Genomic DNA, 12,982 nt, shown 5'->3' on the forward strand with positions numbered 1-12,982 from the left:
GTCGTCGGGGTTGTGCAGGGCGTCGACGAGGGTCTCCCAAGCGTCGTGGCCGCCCCCAGCTCCGGCCGGCGCAACCGGGTTACGCGACCTTGGGGCCGCAGCGCATCCCGATGTACACGCAGGCGGTGCCATCCTGCAGCGTGGAGAAGATCACGGGCATGTAGTCCTCGCTGAACGCCGCGCCTACCCCTGTACCGGCGAAGACCGTCTCCGTCACCGGCACCAGATCGATCTCCAGGGGTTCGGAGAAGTCCTTCATGCCGTCGACGAACTCGTACACCATGTGCCCCGCACCGTCCCGCTCGGTCACGGTGATGACCACGCCCGCGCGCCGGTACGTGCCGACGAGAGGCGCGAAGTCGACCACGGGAGGCTCGGTCGGCGGGGCGAAGGCGTCCGGCATCGTCACCCCGGCCAGTTCGGCGAGGAGTTCTCGGTAGAGCGCCGCATACAGCTCACGCGCACCGCCGCCGTTGGTGAGCAGCGCGACCACGACGCCCGCCGACGGGACGACGCGCAGATAGCCGTACTGCCCGATGGAGGCGCCGTCGTGGCCGTAGCCCTGGACGCCGTTCCATTCGTAGAGGGTCCAGCCCAGGCCCCAACCATCCGCGCTGACCGACCACTTGTCGAGGGAGTCCACGACCCGGCGCTGCATCAGCGCGACGGCCTCTTCGGAGAGCACCCGGGTGCCGTCCTCCGCGACTCCGCCCGCGAGGTGCATCCGCGCAAGCCGCGCGAGGTCCCCGGCCGTGGCGATGACCCGGCCGTACGGGCCCGCCGAGCGCGGCATCAGGTCCCACGACGGCGCCGGGTCCGGGTCCTGGCCCGGCTCGCCCAGGTGGCTCATCGCTGCGCGGAACCGCAGCGCCTCCTCGGGCAGCGTCATCGTGTGGTCAAGGCCGAGCGGGGTGAAGAGCAGGTCCTTGAGCGCCTCGTCCCAGACCTTGCCGGTCAGCACCTCGATGATGCGGCCGAGCACGTTGTACCCGATGCCGCTGTACGAGAGCGCCTCGCCGGGCGGGCAGTCGAGTGCCACGCCCTTCGCGGCCTCGACGTACTTGGCGAGGCAGTCGTCGCCGCGCCCGCTGTCATAGGTGAAGTCGCAGGTGAGGCCGCTCGTGTGGCTGAGCAGCTGGCGCGTGGTGATCGCCCTGGTCACCTCGGGGTCGGCGACCGAGAACTCCGGCAGTACGTCCACGACCGGTGCGTCCAGATCCAGTTGTCCCGAATCGACGAGCTGCATGATCAGGGTGGCGGTGTAGATCTTGGCGATCGAGCCCATCTGGAAGACCGAGTCGGTCGTCGCCTCGACGCCCGTTCCGCGGTGGAGGACGCCGCTGGCCAGCTCGTGGACGGCTCCGTCGACGAGGACCGCCAGCGACGCACCCGGGACGTGGTGCTTGGCGCGCAGCTCATCGAGCCGAGACTGCCAGTGGGCGAGGTCCAGCTTCCGGCCCTCCGAGTCCCGGGTCCCCCACGAGCCCTTGGCATCCCAGTTGCCCTGCTCGTCCCAGTTCACGTTCTTCGACATGCCCACTCCCACTCGATGCGTACGGCGTTCTCTCGATGCGAACACTGTACGCATCATGTAACGCCGTACGCAAGGTGCGTACGGCGTGCGCTACCGTGGAGGGGAAATCACGGACCGAGCAGGGATGAGGGACGTATGCCAGCCGACGAGAAGCCGATCGCATCGGTGTGGACCCGTCCGCGCCGCCCGCAGCGGGAGCAGCTGACCCGCGAGCAGATCGTGGCCGCGGCGATCGAACTGCTGGACCTGGAGGGCATCGAGGCGCTCAGCATGCGCAAGCTCGGCACGCGTCTGAACGCTGCGGCCACGTCTCTCTACCGGCACGTGGCCAACAAGGACGAGCTGATCGAGCTGGTCGTGGACGACGTCTACGGAGAGCTGGAGGTACCGGTCGTCACCGACCGCGCCGGGTGGCGCGCGGCCGTCACCCGCAGCGCGGCCGACCTGCGGGCGATGACCCTTCGCCACCCGTGGATCGCCCCTGAGCTGGGCCAGGTGGGCCTCGTCCACATCGGCCCGAACGCCATGCGGATGTCGTCCGGGCTGCTCGCACAGTTCGAGGCGGCGGGCTTCACCGCGGACGAGAAGGACCGGGTCGCGGGGACGCTCATGGCGTACGTCATCGGGATCGCGACCTCCGAGGCCGCGTACCTCTCGCAGATCGCCCGCAGCGGCAAGACCGAGCAGGAGTGGGTGGCAGGTCTGCGGTCGGCCTTCGAGGCGGCATCGCAGGAGCACCCACGGCTGCGCGAGGGAAGCTCCGCCCGGCAGGACGTACACCCACAGCAGATCCGCGACGCCGACTTCGCGTACGGGCTCGACCGCGTTCTCGACGGCCTGGCAGCCCGGCTCGACGCCTGAACCCACACGCCTGGTGTGCGTGTTCGTTCACCACACCCTGAGGACCGGGGTTCGGACGACCCCTCGCAAGCGGCCCTTGGTCCGACACGTGCCCACCCCCCGCCGACCGCGAGCCCGGCCAACCGTGGCGCCCGGCGCCACCGTCCCTGCCCCGGCTGCCGGAGAAAACTCAGCCGGCGCCCCACTCCCGGACCGGAAATGGAGACGAGCGCGGCGGACACTGTGTGTGCCGTGCACGCCGCCCTGGCTCCCTCCCCGGCCCGCGGTCCTGTGCCCACCATCCGTTCCAGGGACCATGGTGGGGCACAGGACCGACAGTGAAGGTCGATGGCATCGTGGTCAGCCGGAATATCGGTCAGCTGAGGTAATCCGCGTGTCCCTCGTCGTCGAGCTCGAAGGGGCCCTCGGGGAGGATGCAGAACTCATTGCCCTCGGGGTCGGCCATCACCAGAAACCCGCCGTCGGCGTACTGCTCCAGCCTGCGTCCGCCGAGAGCCACGACCCGCTGCTGCTCGGCGGCCGGGTCGGGCGAGGTGACGTCGAAGTGCATACGGTTCTTTCCCGACTTCGATTCGGCGGTCTGCTGGAAGCCCCGGCCCAGGCCGTTCTCCCGCCGCAGTCATACGTACGGTCCCGTGCGGCCCGCGACCGGCCGGCCAAGCAACTCCGACCAGATCGCGGCAAGCCGCTCGGGGTCGGCGGCATCGACGATGAGGGCGTTGATGTGCATAGGCGAGTCCGCCATGCCCTGATCCTCTCAGGGCATGGCAAGGCGCCCGCTCAACCGCGCCGCGCACAGCTGGAGAACCAGTCGCCCGTGAGTCGGGCAGCTCGATCTCCACGTCGTACCACCACACCCCGGAGCAGCCCCGGCGCAATCGGCTCCCCTGGCGCATCGGGATCGACCACCCGCTGCGCCCCGGGGAACTGTGCACCGTCGTCACCGGACGCAACCTGGCCGTCGCCACTTCGGGCACCGCCGAGCGGGGCGCCCACATCCTCGATCCGCATACCGGCGCCCCCGTCCGAGGGCCCGCCTCGGTCACCGTCGTGAGCCGCCACCTGACCACGACGGACGCCTACGCCACCGCGGCCTTCGCCATGGGCGCCGGCGCCAGGCACCGGCTGGCCGGGCTCGACGGTTACGAGGGGTTCGCCGTCACGCGGGACGGCGGTGTCTGGCACACCCCGAGGTTCCCGGGAACGCCGCGCTACGGCGTCGGCCTCCGGCTGCCGTCCGACGAGCCGTGTGACTGAGCCGGTCGGTACCGATGCCCGCTGGGTACTTACACGTCATATCGCCCTCGTGCATCGGTGAGGACAGAGCAGAGGCGTTCGACGAGCGGGTTGGTGTCATCGGCCCGCCGGACCAGGTGCAGGTCGGTCGAGGTCTCGGCCAATGGCCGGGGGGTCACTCCCATGCGGCGCAGCACACGGTGCGAATCTGCCAGCACCGCGGCGCCGAACTTGGCTGCGACCAGGGCCAACAGTGTCTGCACGCTACGGCCTTCTGCGTTGATCTGCGGCACGATGCCGGCGCCGTGGCAGAGAGCGATGATCTCGTCGTAGGACCGAGGTGAGACGTCCCGGGGCCAGATGACCAGGGGGATCTGGCCAAGTGCCGTGAGCGGGGCGGGTTCGGAGGGATAGGCCAGCGGATGGCCGGCGGGCAGGAACAGGGTCAGCGGTTCGCGCCACCACACCTGGGTGGCCAGCCGGGCATCGCGCATCGGGAGGCGCTGGACCGCGAGGTCGTAACGGCCGTCCAGCACGCCCTTCGACATCTCGGCATCGTTGAAGCTTTCCTCCAACTGCAGGTGCACTCGCGGAAGTTCACGCCTCACCCGGCCCAGTGCTGCACCGAGTGGTCCGTTGATGCCCGAACCGGCGAAGGTCACGACCAGCCGTCCGGTCATACCCTGCCCGGCCAGCCGCACGTCCTTCAGGGCGGCCTCCGCCTCGGCGAGCACAGTGGCCGCACGCCGCACCAGCACCTGGCCGGCCTGCGTCGGTGCCAGTCCGCGCCCTCCCCTGACGAAGAGCTTGGTCCCCAACTGCCTTTCCATTTCCCGGAGTTGACGGCTGAGTGTGGGCTGCGTCAGATGCAGTCGCCGCGCCGCGCCGCTGATGCTGCCCTCCTCCGCGATCGCGACTGCGTAGCCGAGTAGCCTTAGCTCCATCCATACCTCCCAGGCATGGGAAGTATAGACAGTAATGCCCATGGAGCAGATCTGGGCAGTCCTCAGGCCAGGCTGGAATCAGCGCACCGGACGGACCGGAGCGCACACCACGCCCTGAGGAGAATCCATGAACCGCGAAGACCGCTACGGGTACGGCATGAAGGTGCTGGAGCAGGTCGACGGCGAAGCAGGACAGCGGATCGTCGACTCCCTCGCAGACACCTCACCCGAGTTGGGCCACCAGGTGGTGGCATGGGCATTCGGCGACATGTACGCCCGTCCCGAGCTGGCCCCGCGTGATCGGCAGCTGGTCACTCTGGGCGTGCTCACCGCACTCGGTGGCTGCGAAATCGAGCTGGAGGTACACATCAACGCCGCGCTCAACGTCGGCCTGGCCGCGACCGAAATCACCGAGGCGCTGCTGCACTCGGCCGTCTACTGCGGCATGCCACGGTCGATCAACGCCACTCTCGTCGCCAAGAAGGTCTTCGCCGAGCGTGGCCTGCTCCCGCTCACCAACCTCAGCTGACCGTTGCCATGCTGCACCCTCGATACGCCGGGCGGTGCTGTTCGCCGAAGCCGTATCACGAGCGGCTCTCCAAGTCGCCACGGAAGCAGCTGATCCATGTGCGTCCGCACCTTGGATCCCAGGCGAAGCGCACGGCAGCGCCCGCACCCTCGGCGACCGCATCCCCCCTGACGCCAGGCTCACGCCAACCCGTTCTGCCTCACTTGGACTTCGGCAGTACGTCTTCGGCCCCGGCGTGGGCGCGACCGTCGCCCGCGACTCCGGACCCGACCTGCACGTCCACATCGTCACCCACGAAGAAGCCGCCGAGGGACGCGGGCGTACGGGGCAGCGCAAGATCACACAGACGGAGAATTCCGCCGTACCCGAAGCCGACCTACCGCGCCCTGCCTGAGCGGTGAAGACCTTCTCACGTATGGGAGCCAGTGAGAGGGTTCCAGCCTGAAGGAGTCGGCTGGCTGGGGTGTGGGGGCGTTGGTTGCGATGAGGGTAATGGGTGGCAGGGAGGGGCGTCCTAGGGCCTGTCCGATGGGTCAGGGTCGGGAAGCTCGCGGCGTCTGGTGCGGTGCATCGCAAGGCGCCGGAGCGTCTCGATAGCGGAGCTATCGGGATGATTCGGCAACGCCGCGAGGTGCCGTGCCAGGCGTCGCGAGCCCGGCCATGACCCATCGGACAGGCCCTAGCACAGGGTCCTGGCGAGATGGGCGTTGCGGGACCTGATCAATCTGGGCATGTACCAGCCCAGGACGGTGGTGTCGGCGAGCTGCCCGAGTACTCCGAGGGGTGAGGCGAAGTCGATGACGTCCGTCATGACGGTGCCGCCGGTGCCGTCCGACTCGAAGTGGTGCGCGTGACGCCACTGCTTGAACGGGCCGGCTTCCTGCTCGTCCACGAAGTGCCAGGGCGGGTCCCACGAGGTGATGCGAGCGGTCAATCGCCAGCTCAGACCGAAGTGGCGGGCCTGGAATGTCACCGCCTCTCCGAGCGCGAGAACGCCTTGGGTCCTGCCGCCCACGGCCTGCTCCGAGGAAGCCCCCATCGATCGGGTGTGCTCTTCCACGTCGAGGCAGATATCGAACACCCGCTTTGGAGAGGCCGCCAGAACGGTAGTGATCTCGAAGTGCTGCACTGATCCTCCTCCAGCGTGACGGAACGCCAGAGCGAGTGCGGAGCCTGGCTATACGAAGAGACGAAGCTCCTGGTAGATGGGTTCACGGCCAAGATCATCCATACTCGCCAGGAGTTTCGGTGCTTGTCTACCCATCCTCGATTGATCTGTCCAGTCCAACCCCGTGCTACCTGGCGCGCCACCTGGCCGCCCGCCGCGAACGGATCGGCACCCGGTGGCGACGGCTCGCCGCCGGACGCCAAACCCTGCTCGCCCTCGCCCTCGCCCACCTACGCTGCGGGGGACACGTACGCCCAACCCACCACGGCGTTCCGCGTCGGCATCGCCACCATGTACCGCTACATCCGCCGTTGCGCTGGGCGTCTGGATGCCGGATGCTGTCTCAGCCGATCTGGTCCGGCTACGCCGTCGTCCTCGAGACTGACCGCCGCTCCGCCAAGCGGCCATCGCCCACCCTCCGGAAGGCCGATGGCAAGCGCCGAACGCCCCGGCAGGATCGGCCGCATGACCACGCACCCCACCATTGGCCCTCCCCGCTGGGCGGTCTGGGCCGCGCGCCTCACCACGCTGGTGGTGCTGCCGTCCGGGCTCTGGCGCATCGCCCTGGTCCTCGGCTATCCGTCCGGCTATCACGAGGCGGGCTTTGTGCCGTTCCAGACGCCCGGTGCGAAGATCTGGATGCTGGCGCTGAGCGTGCTCTGCGAGCTGCTGGCCTTTTTGACGATCGGTCTGGTACGGCCATGGGGAGAGAACGTCCCCGACTGGATCCCGCTGATCGGTGGCCGCCCCGTACACCCCCTGGCTGCCACGGTCCCGGCCGCCCTCGGCGCAGTGGCTCTGACCTTCATGTGGGCCACCATGCCCTGGTGGTGGACCCACCCGCACACCGACATGACCGAAACCGGACGTCTTGTGGTGGGCATCCTCTACCAGCCGCTGGCCCTTTGGGGACCGCTGCTCGCCGCCGTCACCGTCTCGTACTACCGGCGTCGGTGCCTCGTGGACGGGGATCAGATCCTTGGAGACGGGACAGGAGAGCAGTCGGGCGCACCGAGTCGGCGGGTGATGGCGCGAAGTGTGGGATGGGTGGTGTCGTTGCCGTCGCGTCAATGAGGGCCGCAGGCTGAAGTGGTGGATGAACGGCGCATCGTGTTTGTGGTTTTCGAGGGGTTCCAGTCACTCGACCTCGCCGGACCGTTCAAGGTATTCCAGCAGGCGGGTCGGCTCCGACCCGGATACGTCTGCGAATTCGTGGGCCCTGCGAGGGCGACCGAGGTGCGGGATTCACCGGACACAGCCGAGACCCAGGTCAGCTGACCACCACAAACCTGCGGCGCACAACGAAATCGAGAAATCTGCAGATGGAAGTCCACGAAATGAAACTCCCGAATACCGCGCACACCTCCCGGCCCTGGCGGATCCACGAGATCACGCCCGACTTCCGCCTCTATGACGTGTGGGCGCTGCCGACGCCCGGAGGTCCTGACGACTTCCCGCACCTGGTGCGGCAGACAGCCGTCGGCGACACGTCGGACAACCCGTCCTGGGTCGCCCGCACGCTCTTCGCGATCCGCTGGAAACTCGGGAAGCTACTCGGCTGGGACAACCCCGACTCCGGAGTCGGCGCCCGGGTGCCGACGCTGCGCGACCGGCTGCCGGCCGATCTGCGTGACGGTCGGTTCGGGCCCGAGTTCAGCCGCCTGCCCTTCCGCTCGATCTACCTGACGGACAACGAGTGGGCGTCGGAGATGAGCAACCGGACCATGCACGGGGTGATGCACATGAGTTGGGTCCCAGACGGAGCCGGCGGCTACCGCGGCCAGATGGCCGTGCTGGTAAAGCCGAACGGCCTGTTCGGGAAGGCGTACATGGCCGCGATCGCGCCGTTCCGGCACCTGCTCGTGTACCCGCCGCTGATGAGGGGCATCGCATCCGAGTGGCGAGCCGACCCACCCCAGAACGCCGCGCCCGTGACCTGAGAACTGCCCGCGATCGGATCATCGGGCCTTGGTCAGTCATGTGCGCGACCTGCGGCACCCATGGACGTCAGTGGCTGCCTCGTCGATCACTGCTGCCTGTAAGGGCGCTGAACGAATCGGGCACCCGGGCGGGTGAGGAAGCTGGCAGTCGCTGAGGTCGACAGGGGCCGAGGTTGCTACAACATGACCCCCCACCCGGGCCGGTGCACGAGGCTCCGGCGTACCGTTCGCCCGCGCACCCGCGCGGTACGGCACTCCGCCGCCCTCTGCTCCGACGGGGATTGCTCACAGATCTCGCCGAACGGGCGGACTCCCCGGGCTTCCGTGGCCGCCTTCACCACCCCGGGCGCAGCCAGCACCCTCTGTCGCGTGTCGGCCGTCGATCCCTACGGCCGTCGCGTCGTGCCGCCCATCTGGCCAAGGCTCCCTCGACGCAGTCACACGCGCCATTTCGGCAGGTCGGCACAGTACGAGCGCTGTACCACCGGCGGACGAAGAGCCTGCTGGTGTCGTACGCGCCGAAGAAGCTCGGCTTCTTCCGGACGCCCGGGACAAGGGCCTGACCTGGGCTTCGCCCGTCAGGCTCGGTCCGCGATGCCCGCGCCCTAAGGACGGACTAAGGCAACGCACAGAGTCGTGAGCACCATGACGGGCAAGGGAGCTCGACCCACGATCCCTCAGGAAGGGGGTACTCAGGCAATGGACGGTCCGGCCGATGCCACGACGGCTCCGAAGCCCGGCTCCACCGGTCCCAGGGACGTCATCTGGGACCTCACCTACGCGTGCCCGCTGCGCTGCACCCACTGCTACTCGGAGTCGGGCCGGCGCCCCGCCCAGCAGCCGGGTCATGAGGAGTTGCTGCGGATCGCGGATGCCCTCATCGCGCTGCGGCCCGGTGTGGTCTCCCTGGCCGGTGGCGAGCCCCTCCTGGTGCCCGGGATCGCCGAGATCGCGGCGCGGCTGACGAACGCCGGTGTCCAGGTGGTGCTGTACACCGGCGGATGGCGACTGACTCCCGGCATGCTGGACGATCTCGCGGACGTGTGCCACCGCATCGTCGTGAGCCTGGACGGCGCCACCGCGGAGGTGCACGACCGGATCCGGGGCAGGGTGGGGTCCTTCGAGCGGGCGCTCGACGCACTCGACCTCCTCGACCGGACCTCGCGTGCCCGCCGCGAACAAGGCGTGCGTCCCGTCCAGTTCGGTGTGGACTGCGTGGTGGTCCGCAGCAACTTCGACCGGCTCGAAGAGTTCTGCACCCGGATCGCGCCGCGCTTCCCCGAGATGCGGATCCTGTCGTTCGGCGCGGTGATCCCGGCCGGACTCGCGAGTCGGACCGGCTTCGCGGACCATGAGCTGCTCTCCGACGCTCAGATGGCCCAGCTCTCCGGCGAGCCGCTCCACCAGCGGCTCACCGCGCTGGCCCCCGCGTCCGTACTCGTCCTGGTCACCGACAATCTGCATCTGCAGATGCACCCGAGCCAGATCGCGCGGGGCCTCGGCTTCCAGGCCATCCAGGTGGAGCCCGACGGCGCGGTGCGGGCCATGCCGGTCTACGAAGGCACGGTCGGCAACCTCCTCACGGACCCCGCGGACGTGCTCTGGCAGCGCGCGGTCTCCCGGTGGAGCGACCCGTTCGTGGTCCGGACGCTCACCCCGGTACGGACCGTGCGCGACTGGGCGGAGGCCGCCCGGCAGATCGACTACCGCTTCGGCTCGGACGCGGTCCGTGCCCGTATCGACCGGCGGCCCGCCTTCGTACCCCGCGATCTCCCCTCCCCGGCTCCTGGAAACCGAGGTCAGTGACATGGATTCGATGCCGCCGCGGGACGCACGACGCGCGGGCGACGACGCCCTCCTCGTCGACATCGTGAGGTCGGTGTGCTCCCGGCACCAGGACGAGGGCGGCGCATGGCGCGTGCGCCCGGGGGATTTCTGGTGCTATGTGTCCCCCGTCGACGAGCCCACCAGGGTGCAGGGCTGGAAGCTGCACCTCTCCGCGACTCCGCTGTCCGCGCCGCTGGTCCTGTCCCGTGCCGCGCAGGTGCTCGTCCGCCGACGGTGCAGGTTCAAGTTCGCCGGCACCGTCGGCCGTGCCGGGGAGCTGGTGTCGCACCGCTACGACCGGGGCGGCGGAGGCAAGTTCCTCACCGTGTACCCGGAGTGCGATGACGACGGGCTGCGCGCCTTGGCTGAAGAGCTGCACCGGGCCACCGAGGGGCTGCCGGGGCCGGGGGTCCTCTCCGACCGTCCGTGCTTTCCGGGCAGCCTGGTCCACTACCGGTACGGAGTGTTCAACGGGGTACGCGCCCTGAGCGACGACGGCATGTACGCGGCGATGCTGATCGCTCCGGACGGCACGCTCGTGCGTGACCAGCGCAAGCCGTGGTTCTCCCCGCCGCCCTGGGCACCCCGTGACCCCTTCGTCGTGGAGCAGGCCCCTGCGCCTCGTAAGGCCGCGGCCCCGGCCCCCAAACCGGTTCTGCTGGACGGCCGCTACCTGGTTCACGAAGTGATCCGGCACGCGTTCGCCGGCGGCGTCTACCGGGCCACCGACCAGGCAACCGGCGCCCCCGTCATCGTCAAGCAGGCACGCCCGCACACCGCTGCGACCGTGACCGGACAGGACGTCCGCGACCGGCGGCGCCACGAGGCCGCCATGCTGGACCTGTTCGCCGACAGCGGCTACACCCCGCGCCCGGTGTGCGTCTTCGAGCAGCAGAACGACATGTTCCTCGTGCAGGAGGCCGTTCCCGGCACGACATTGCGTCAGTGGGTGCTCGACCACCTCGTCTTCGACGACGGGGGCGCCTGGGGAATCCCCCTTGCGGACGCCCTGCGCCTGGCGCGCGGCCTGACCGGCGTCATGCGCTCCGTCCACACGGCGGGGTGGGTGCTGCGGGACTTCACCCCCAACAACGTGATGATCAGTGAGAGCGGCGAGGTCAGTGGCAGCGACGAGGTGTGCCTCATCGACCTGGAGATGCTCGCCCGGCCCGGCGAACCCACGACCCGTATCTACACACCGGGATACGCGGGCGCCGAGCAGAGCACCGCGCCCGGCATCGGTGCGGCGCCCCGCCCCGCTTCTGACCTCTACAGCCTGGGTGCCACCCTCTTCTACCTGGTCAGCGGCGTCGACCCGCTGCTAGCTGCCGACGTACCGGCCACCCGCCCGTACAGCGAGCGCCTCACCGCCTGGCTGCTACGCCTGTCGTCCGGCAACGCGGCGGCCCACCGGCTCGCCCCGCTGATCCTGGACCTCCTCCAAGAGGACCCGGAACTGCGGCCCGGTGTGGACGAGGTCCTGGACCGGCTGGCGGAGGCGGCCGTCGACGAGCGGCCGCCCGGCGGCCTCGCCCCGGCGCGCGGTCTCGCGGGCCACGAGCTGAAGCAACTCGTCTCGGACGGCATCGACCATCTCCTCGTCACCATGGACCCGGAGCACGCGGAGCGGCTGTGGCCCACCGGCCCGGTGGGGGCGGCGACAGAGGCGTTCAACGTCCAGCACGGCGCGGCCGGTGTCCTCGGCGTGCTCGTCCGCGCCCACTCCGACGAGCCGCAACCGGGGCTGCGTACGGCCTTGGAACAGGCGGCCCGGTGGATCAGCCGACGGGTCGGGCGGGAGCCACGGATCCTTCCGGGGCTGTACTACGGCAGGTCCGGGACCGCCTGGTCCCTGCTGGATGCGGCCGTACTGCTCGGCGACGCGGCGCTGCTCGCCCATGCGAAGGATCTGGCGGTGCGGGTTCCGGTCCGCTGGCCCGGTCCCGACATCTGCCACGGGGTGGCCGGTGCGGGCATGACCCAGCTGCGGTTCTGGGAGACCACCGGAGAAGAGCGGTTCCTCGACCGGGCGCGGCAGGCGGCCGACCATCTCGCGTCGGCCGCCGTCCGCAACGAGGGCTCCGTTGCATGGCCCGTGCCGGGGGAACTCCTGGCCGGCCCGTCCGACATCACTCACTACGGGTTCGCCCATGGCGCCGCCGGAATCGGCGCGTTCCTGCTTGCGGCGGCGCGGGCCACCGGCACCGCCGCGTACGGGGAGCTGGCGGCCGAGGCCGCACGGACCCTGCTCTCTCTGGCCGAGGTGACGGAGGGCGCCGCGTACTGGCGCAGCGGGGAGAAGAACAGCCCCCGCAAGACCCACTGGTGCAGCGGCTCCTCCGGTGTCGGGACGTTCCTGGTGCGGATGTGGCAGGAGACCGGAGAGGACGCCTTCCGGGAGGCCGCGCACGGGGCCGCCGTCGCCGTCCGACGCTCCCGCTGGCACGTGGGCACCGCTCAGTGCCACGGTCTCGCGGGCGACGGGGAGTTCCTGCTCGACCTCGCCGAGGCGTGCGGCACGGGCACCTACCGCGAGTGGGCGGGAGAGCTCGCGGCAGGGATCCATGTCCGTCATGTCCTGCGGGACGGGCGGGTCGTCCTGCCGGACGACGGCGGGACGGAGGTGTGGGCCGACTTCAACACCGGCCTGTCGGGAGTCCTCGCCTTCCTGCTGCGCCTCGCCCACGGCGGGCCCCGACTGTGGCAGCCGCGCTCCTTCACGGGGCACGGCGACGAAGACTCCGGCACGGCCGCGGCCGTGCCGGTCCAGCCCCGCCGGACAGCGGAGAGGGGGTGAACATCATGGAGTTCGACGTGAACGCTCTCCAGCTCCTGGAGGAAGAGACCGCCGAGAGCGGCGCCTGGCCGCCGCCGACCCAGGGCACGTGCTGCAGCACCTTCTGACGCAGCGACACCCTCGGCCCACCGTTCCCGCCCGCCGAC

The 12,982-nt window shown here is 69.8% G+C and carries 10 protein-coding genes and 3 pseudogenes; 9 read left to right on the top strand and 4 right to left on the bottom strand.

Translation table 11 applies throughout. The annotated features are described in order from the left end of the window. Positions 1-79: 79 nt before the first annotated feature. Positions 80-1,534 (bottom strand): serine hydrolase domain-containing protein, encoded by a 1,455-nt coding sequence (locus tag ACZ4NB_RS19675; protein WP_467663121.1) that lies wholly within the window; start codon positions 1,532-1,534, stop codon positions 80-82. A 135-nt stretch (positions 1,535-1,669) separates the two neighbouring features. Between ACZ4NB_RS19675 and ACZ4NB_RS19680 the strand changes: the two genes are divergently transcribed. Next, positions 1,670-2,395, top strand: a complete 726-nt coding sequence (locus tag ACZ4NB_RS19680; RefSeq protein ID WP_467663123.1) for a TetR/AcrR family transcriptional regulator — start codon at positions 1,670-1,672, stop codon at positions 2,393-2,395. A 355-nt stretch (positions 2,396-2,750) separates the two neighbouring features. On the opposite strand, the pseudogene ACZ4NB_RS19685 reads toward ACZ4NB_RS19680, so the two are convergent. Further along, a pseudogene (locus ACZ4NB_RS19685) lies at positions 2,751-3,140 on the bottom strand (VOC family protein). Between the two features lie 140 nt (positions 3,141-3,280). Between ACZ4NB_RS19685 and ACZ4NB_RS19690 the strand changes: the two are divergent. Beyond that, positions 3,281-3,652, top strand: a pseudogene (locus tag ACZ4NB_RS19690) (FAD:protein FMN transferase); the annotation flags it as partial. Between the two features lie 29 nt (positions 3,653-3,681). On the opposite strand, the gene ACZ4NB_RS19695 reads toward ACZ4NB_RS19690, so the two are convergent. Beyond that, complete coding sequence (locus tag ACZ4NB_RS19695) at positions 3,682-4,617, bottom strand: LysR family transcriptional regulator (RefSeq protein ID WP_467663125.1); 936 nt, start codon at positions 4,615-4,617, stop codon at positions 3,682-3,684. A gap of 85 nt (positions 4,618-4,702) precedes the next feature. On the opposite strand from ACZ4NB_RS19695, the gene ACZ4NB_RS19700 reads away from it, so the two are divergent. Then, complete coding sequence (locus ACZ4NB_RS19700) at positions 4,703-5,104, top strand: carboxymuconolactone decarboxylase family protein (protein ID WP_467663127.1); 402 nt, start codon at positions 4,703-4,705, stop codon at positions 5,102-5,104. A 679-nt stretch (positions 5,105-5,783) separates the two neighbouring features. On the opposite strand, the gene ACZ4NB_RS19705 is transcribed toward ACZ4NB_RS19700, so the two are convergent. Next, positions 5,784-6,233 carry an SRPBCC family protein gene (locus ACZ4NB_RS19705; protein ID WP_467663128.1) on the bottom strand — a complete coding sequence of 150 codons (450 nt, stop codon included), beginning with the start codon at positions 6,231-6,233 and terminating at the stop codon, positions 5,784-5,786. Between the two features lie 119 nt (positions 6,234-6,352). On the opposite strand from ACZ4NB_RS19705, the pseudogene ACZ4NB_RS19710 reads away from it, so the two are divergent. The 6 genes and pseudogenes from ACZ4NB_RS19710 to ACZ4NB_RS19735 all read left to right on the top strand — a co-directional run. Beyond that, positions 6,353-6,578 (top strand): annotated as a pseudogene (locus ACZ4NB_RS19710) (IS5/IS1182 family transposase); the annotation flags it as partial. Between the two features lie 159 nt (positions 6,579-6,737). Continuing rightward, positions 6,738-7,346: a hypothetical protein gene (locus tag ACZ4NB_RS19715; protein WP_467663329.1), complete on the top strand. Its 609-nt coding sequence runs from the start codon at positions 6,738-6,740 to the stop codon at positions 7,344-7,346. 263 nt (positions 7,347-7,609) lie between these two features. Next, positions 7,610-8,212, top strand: coding sequence for a DUF2867 domain-containing protein (locus ACZ4NB_RS19720; protein WP_467663130.1), 603 nt, complete (start codon positions 7,610-7,612; stop codon positions 8,210-8,212). Positions 8,213-8,911: 699 nt separating this feature from the next. Further along, positions 8,912-10,018 carry a radical SAM protein gene (locus tag ACZ4NB_RS19725; protein ID WP_467663132.1) on the top strand — a complete coding sequence of 369 codons (1,107 nt, stop codon included), beginning with the start codon at positions 8,912-8,914 and terminating at the stop codon, positions 10,016-10,018. 1 nt (position 10,019) lies between these two features. Beyond that, positions 10,020-12,836 carry a class IV lanthionine synthetase LanL gene (gene lanL / locus ACZ4NB_RS19730; protein WP_467663134.1) on the top strand — a complete coding sequence of 939 codons (2,817 nt, stop codon included), beginning with the start codon at positions 10,020-10,022 and terminating at the stop codon, positions 12,834-12,836. A gap of 5 nt (positions 12,837-12,841) precedes the next feature. Next, positions 12,842-12,943: an ALQxL family class IV lanthipeptide gene (locus ACZ4NB_RS19735; RefSeq protein ID WP_397885668.1), complete on the top strand. Its 102-nt coding sequence runs from the start codon at positions 12,842-12,844 to the stop codon at positions 12,941-12,943. Positions 12,944-12,982 lie beyond the last annotated feature (39 nt).

Source organism: Streptomyces sp. NPDC026575, assembly GCF_055567415.1.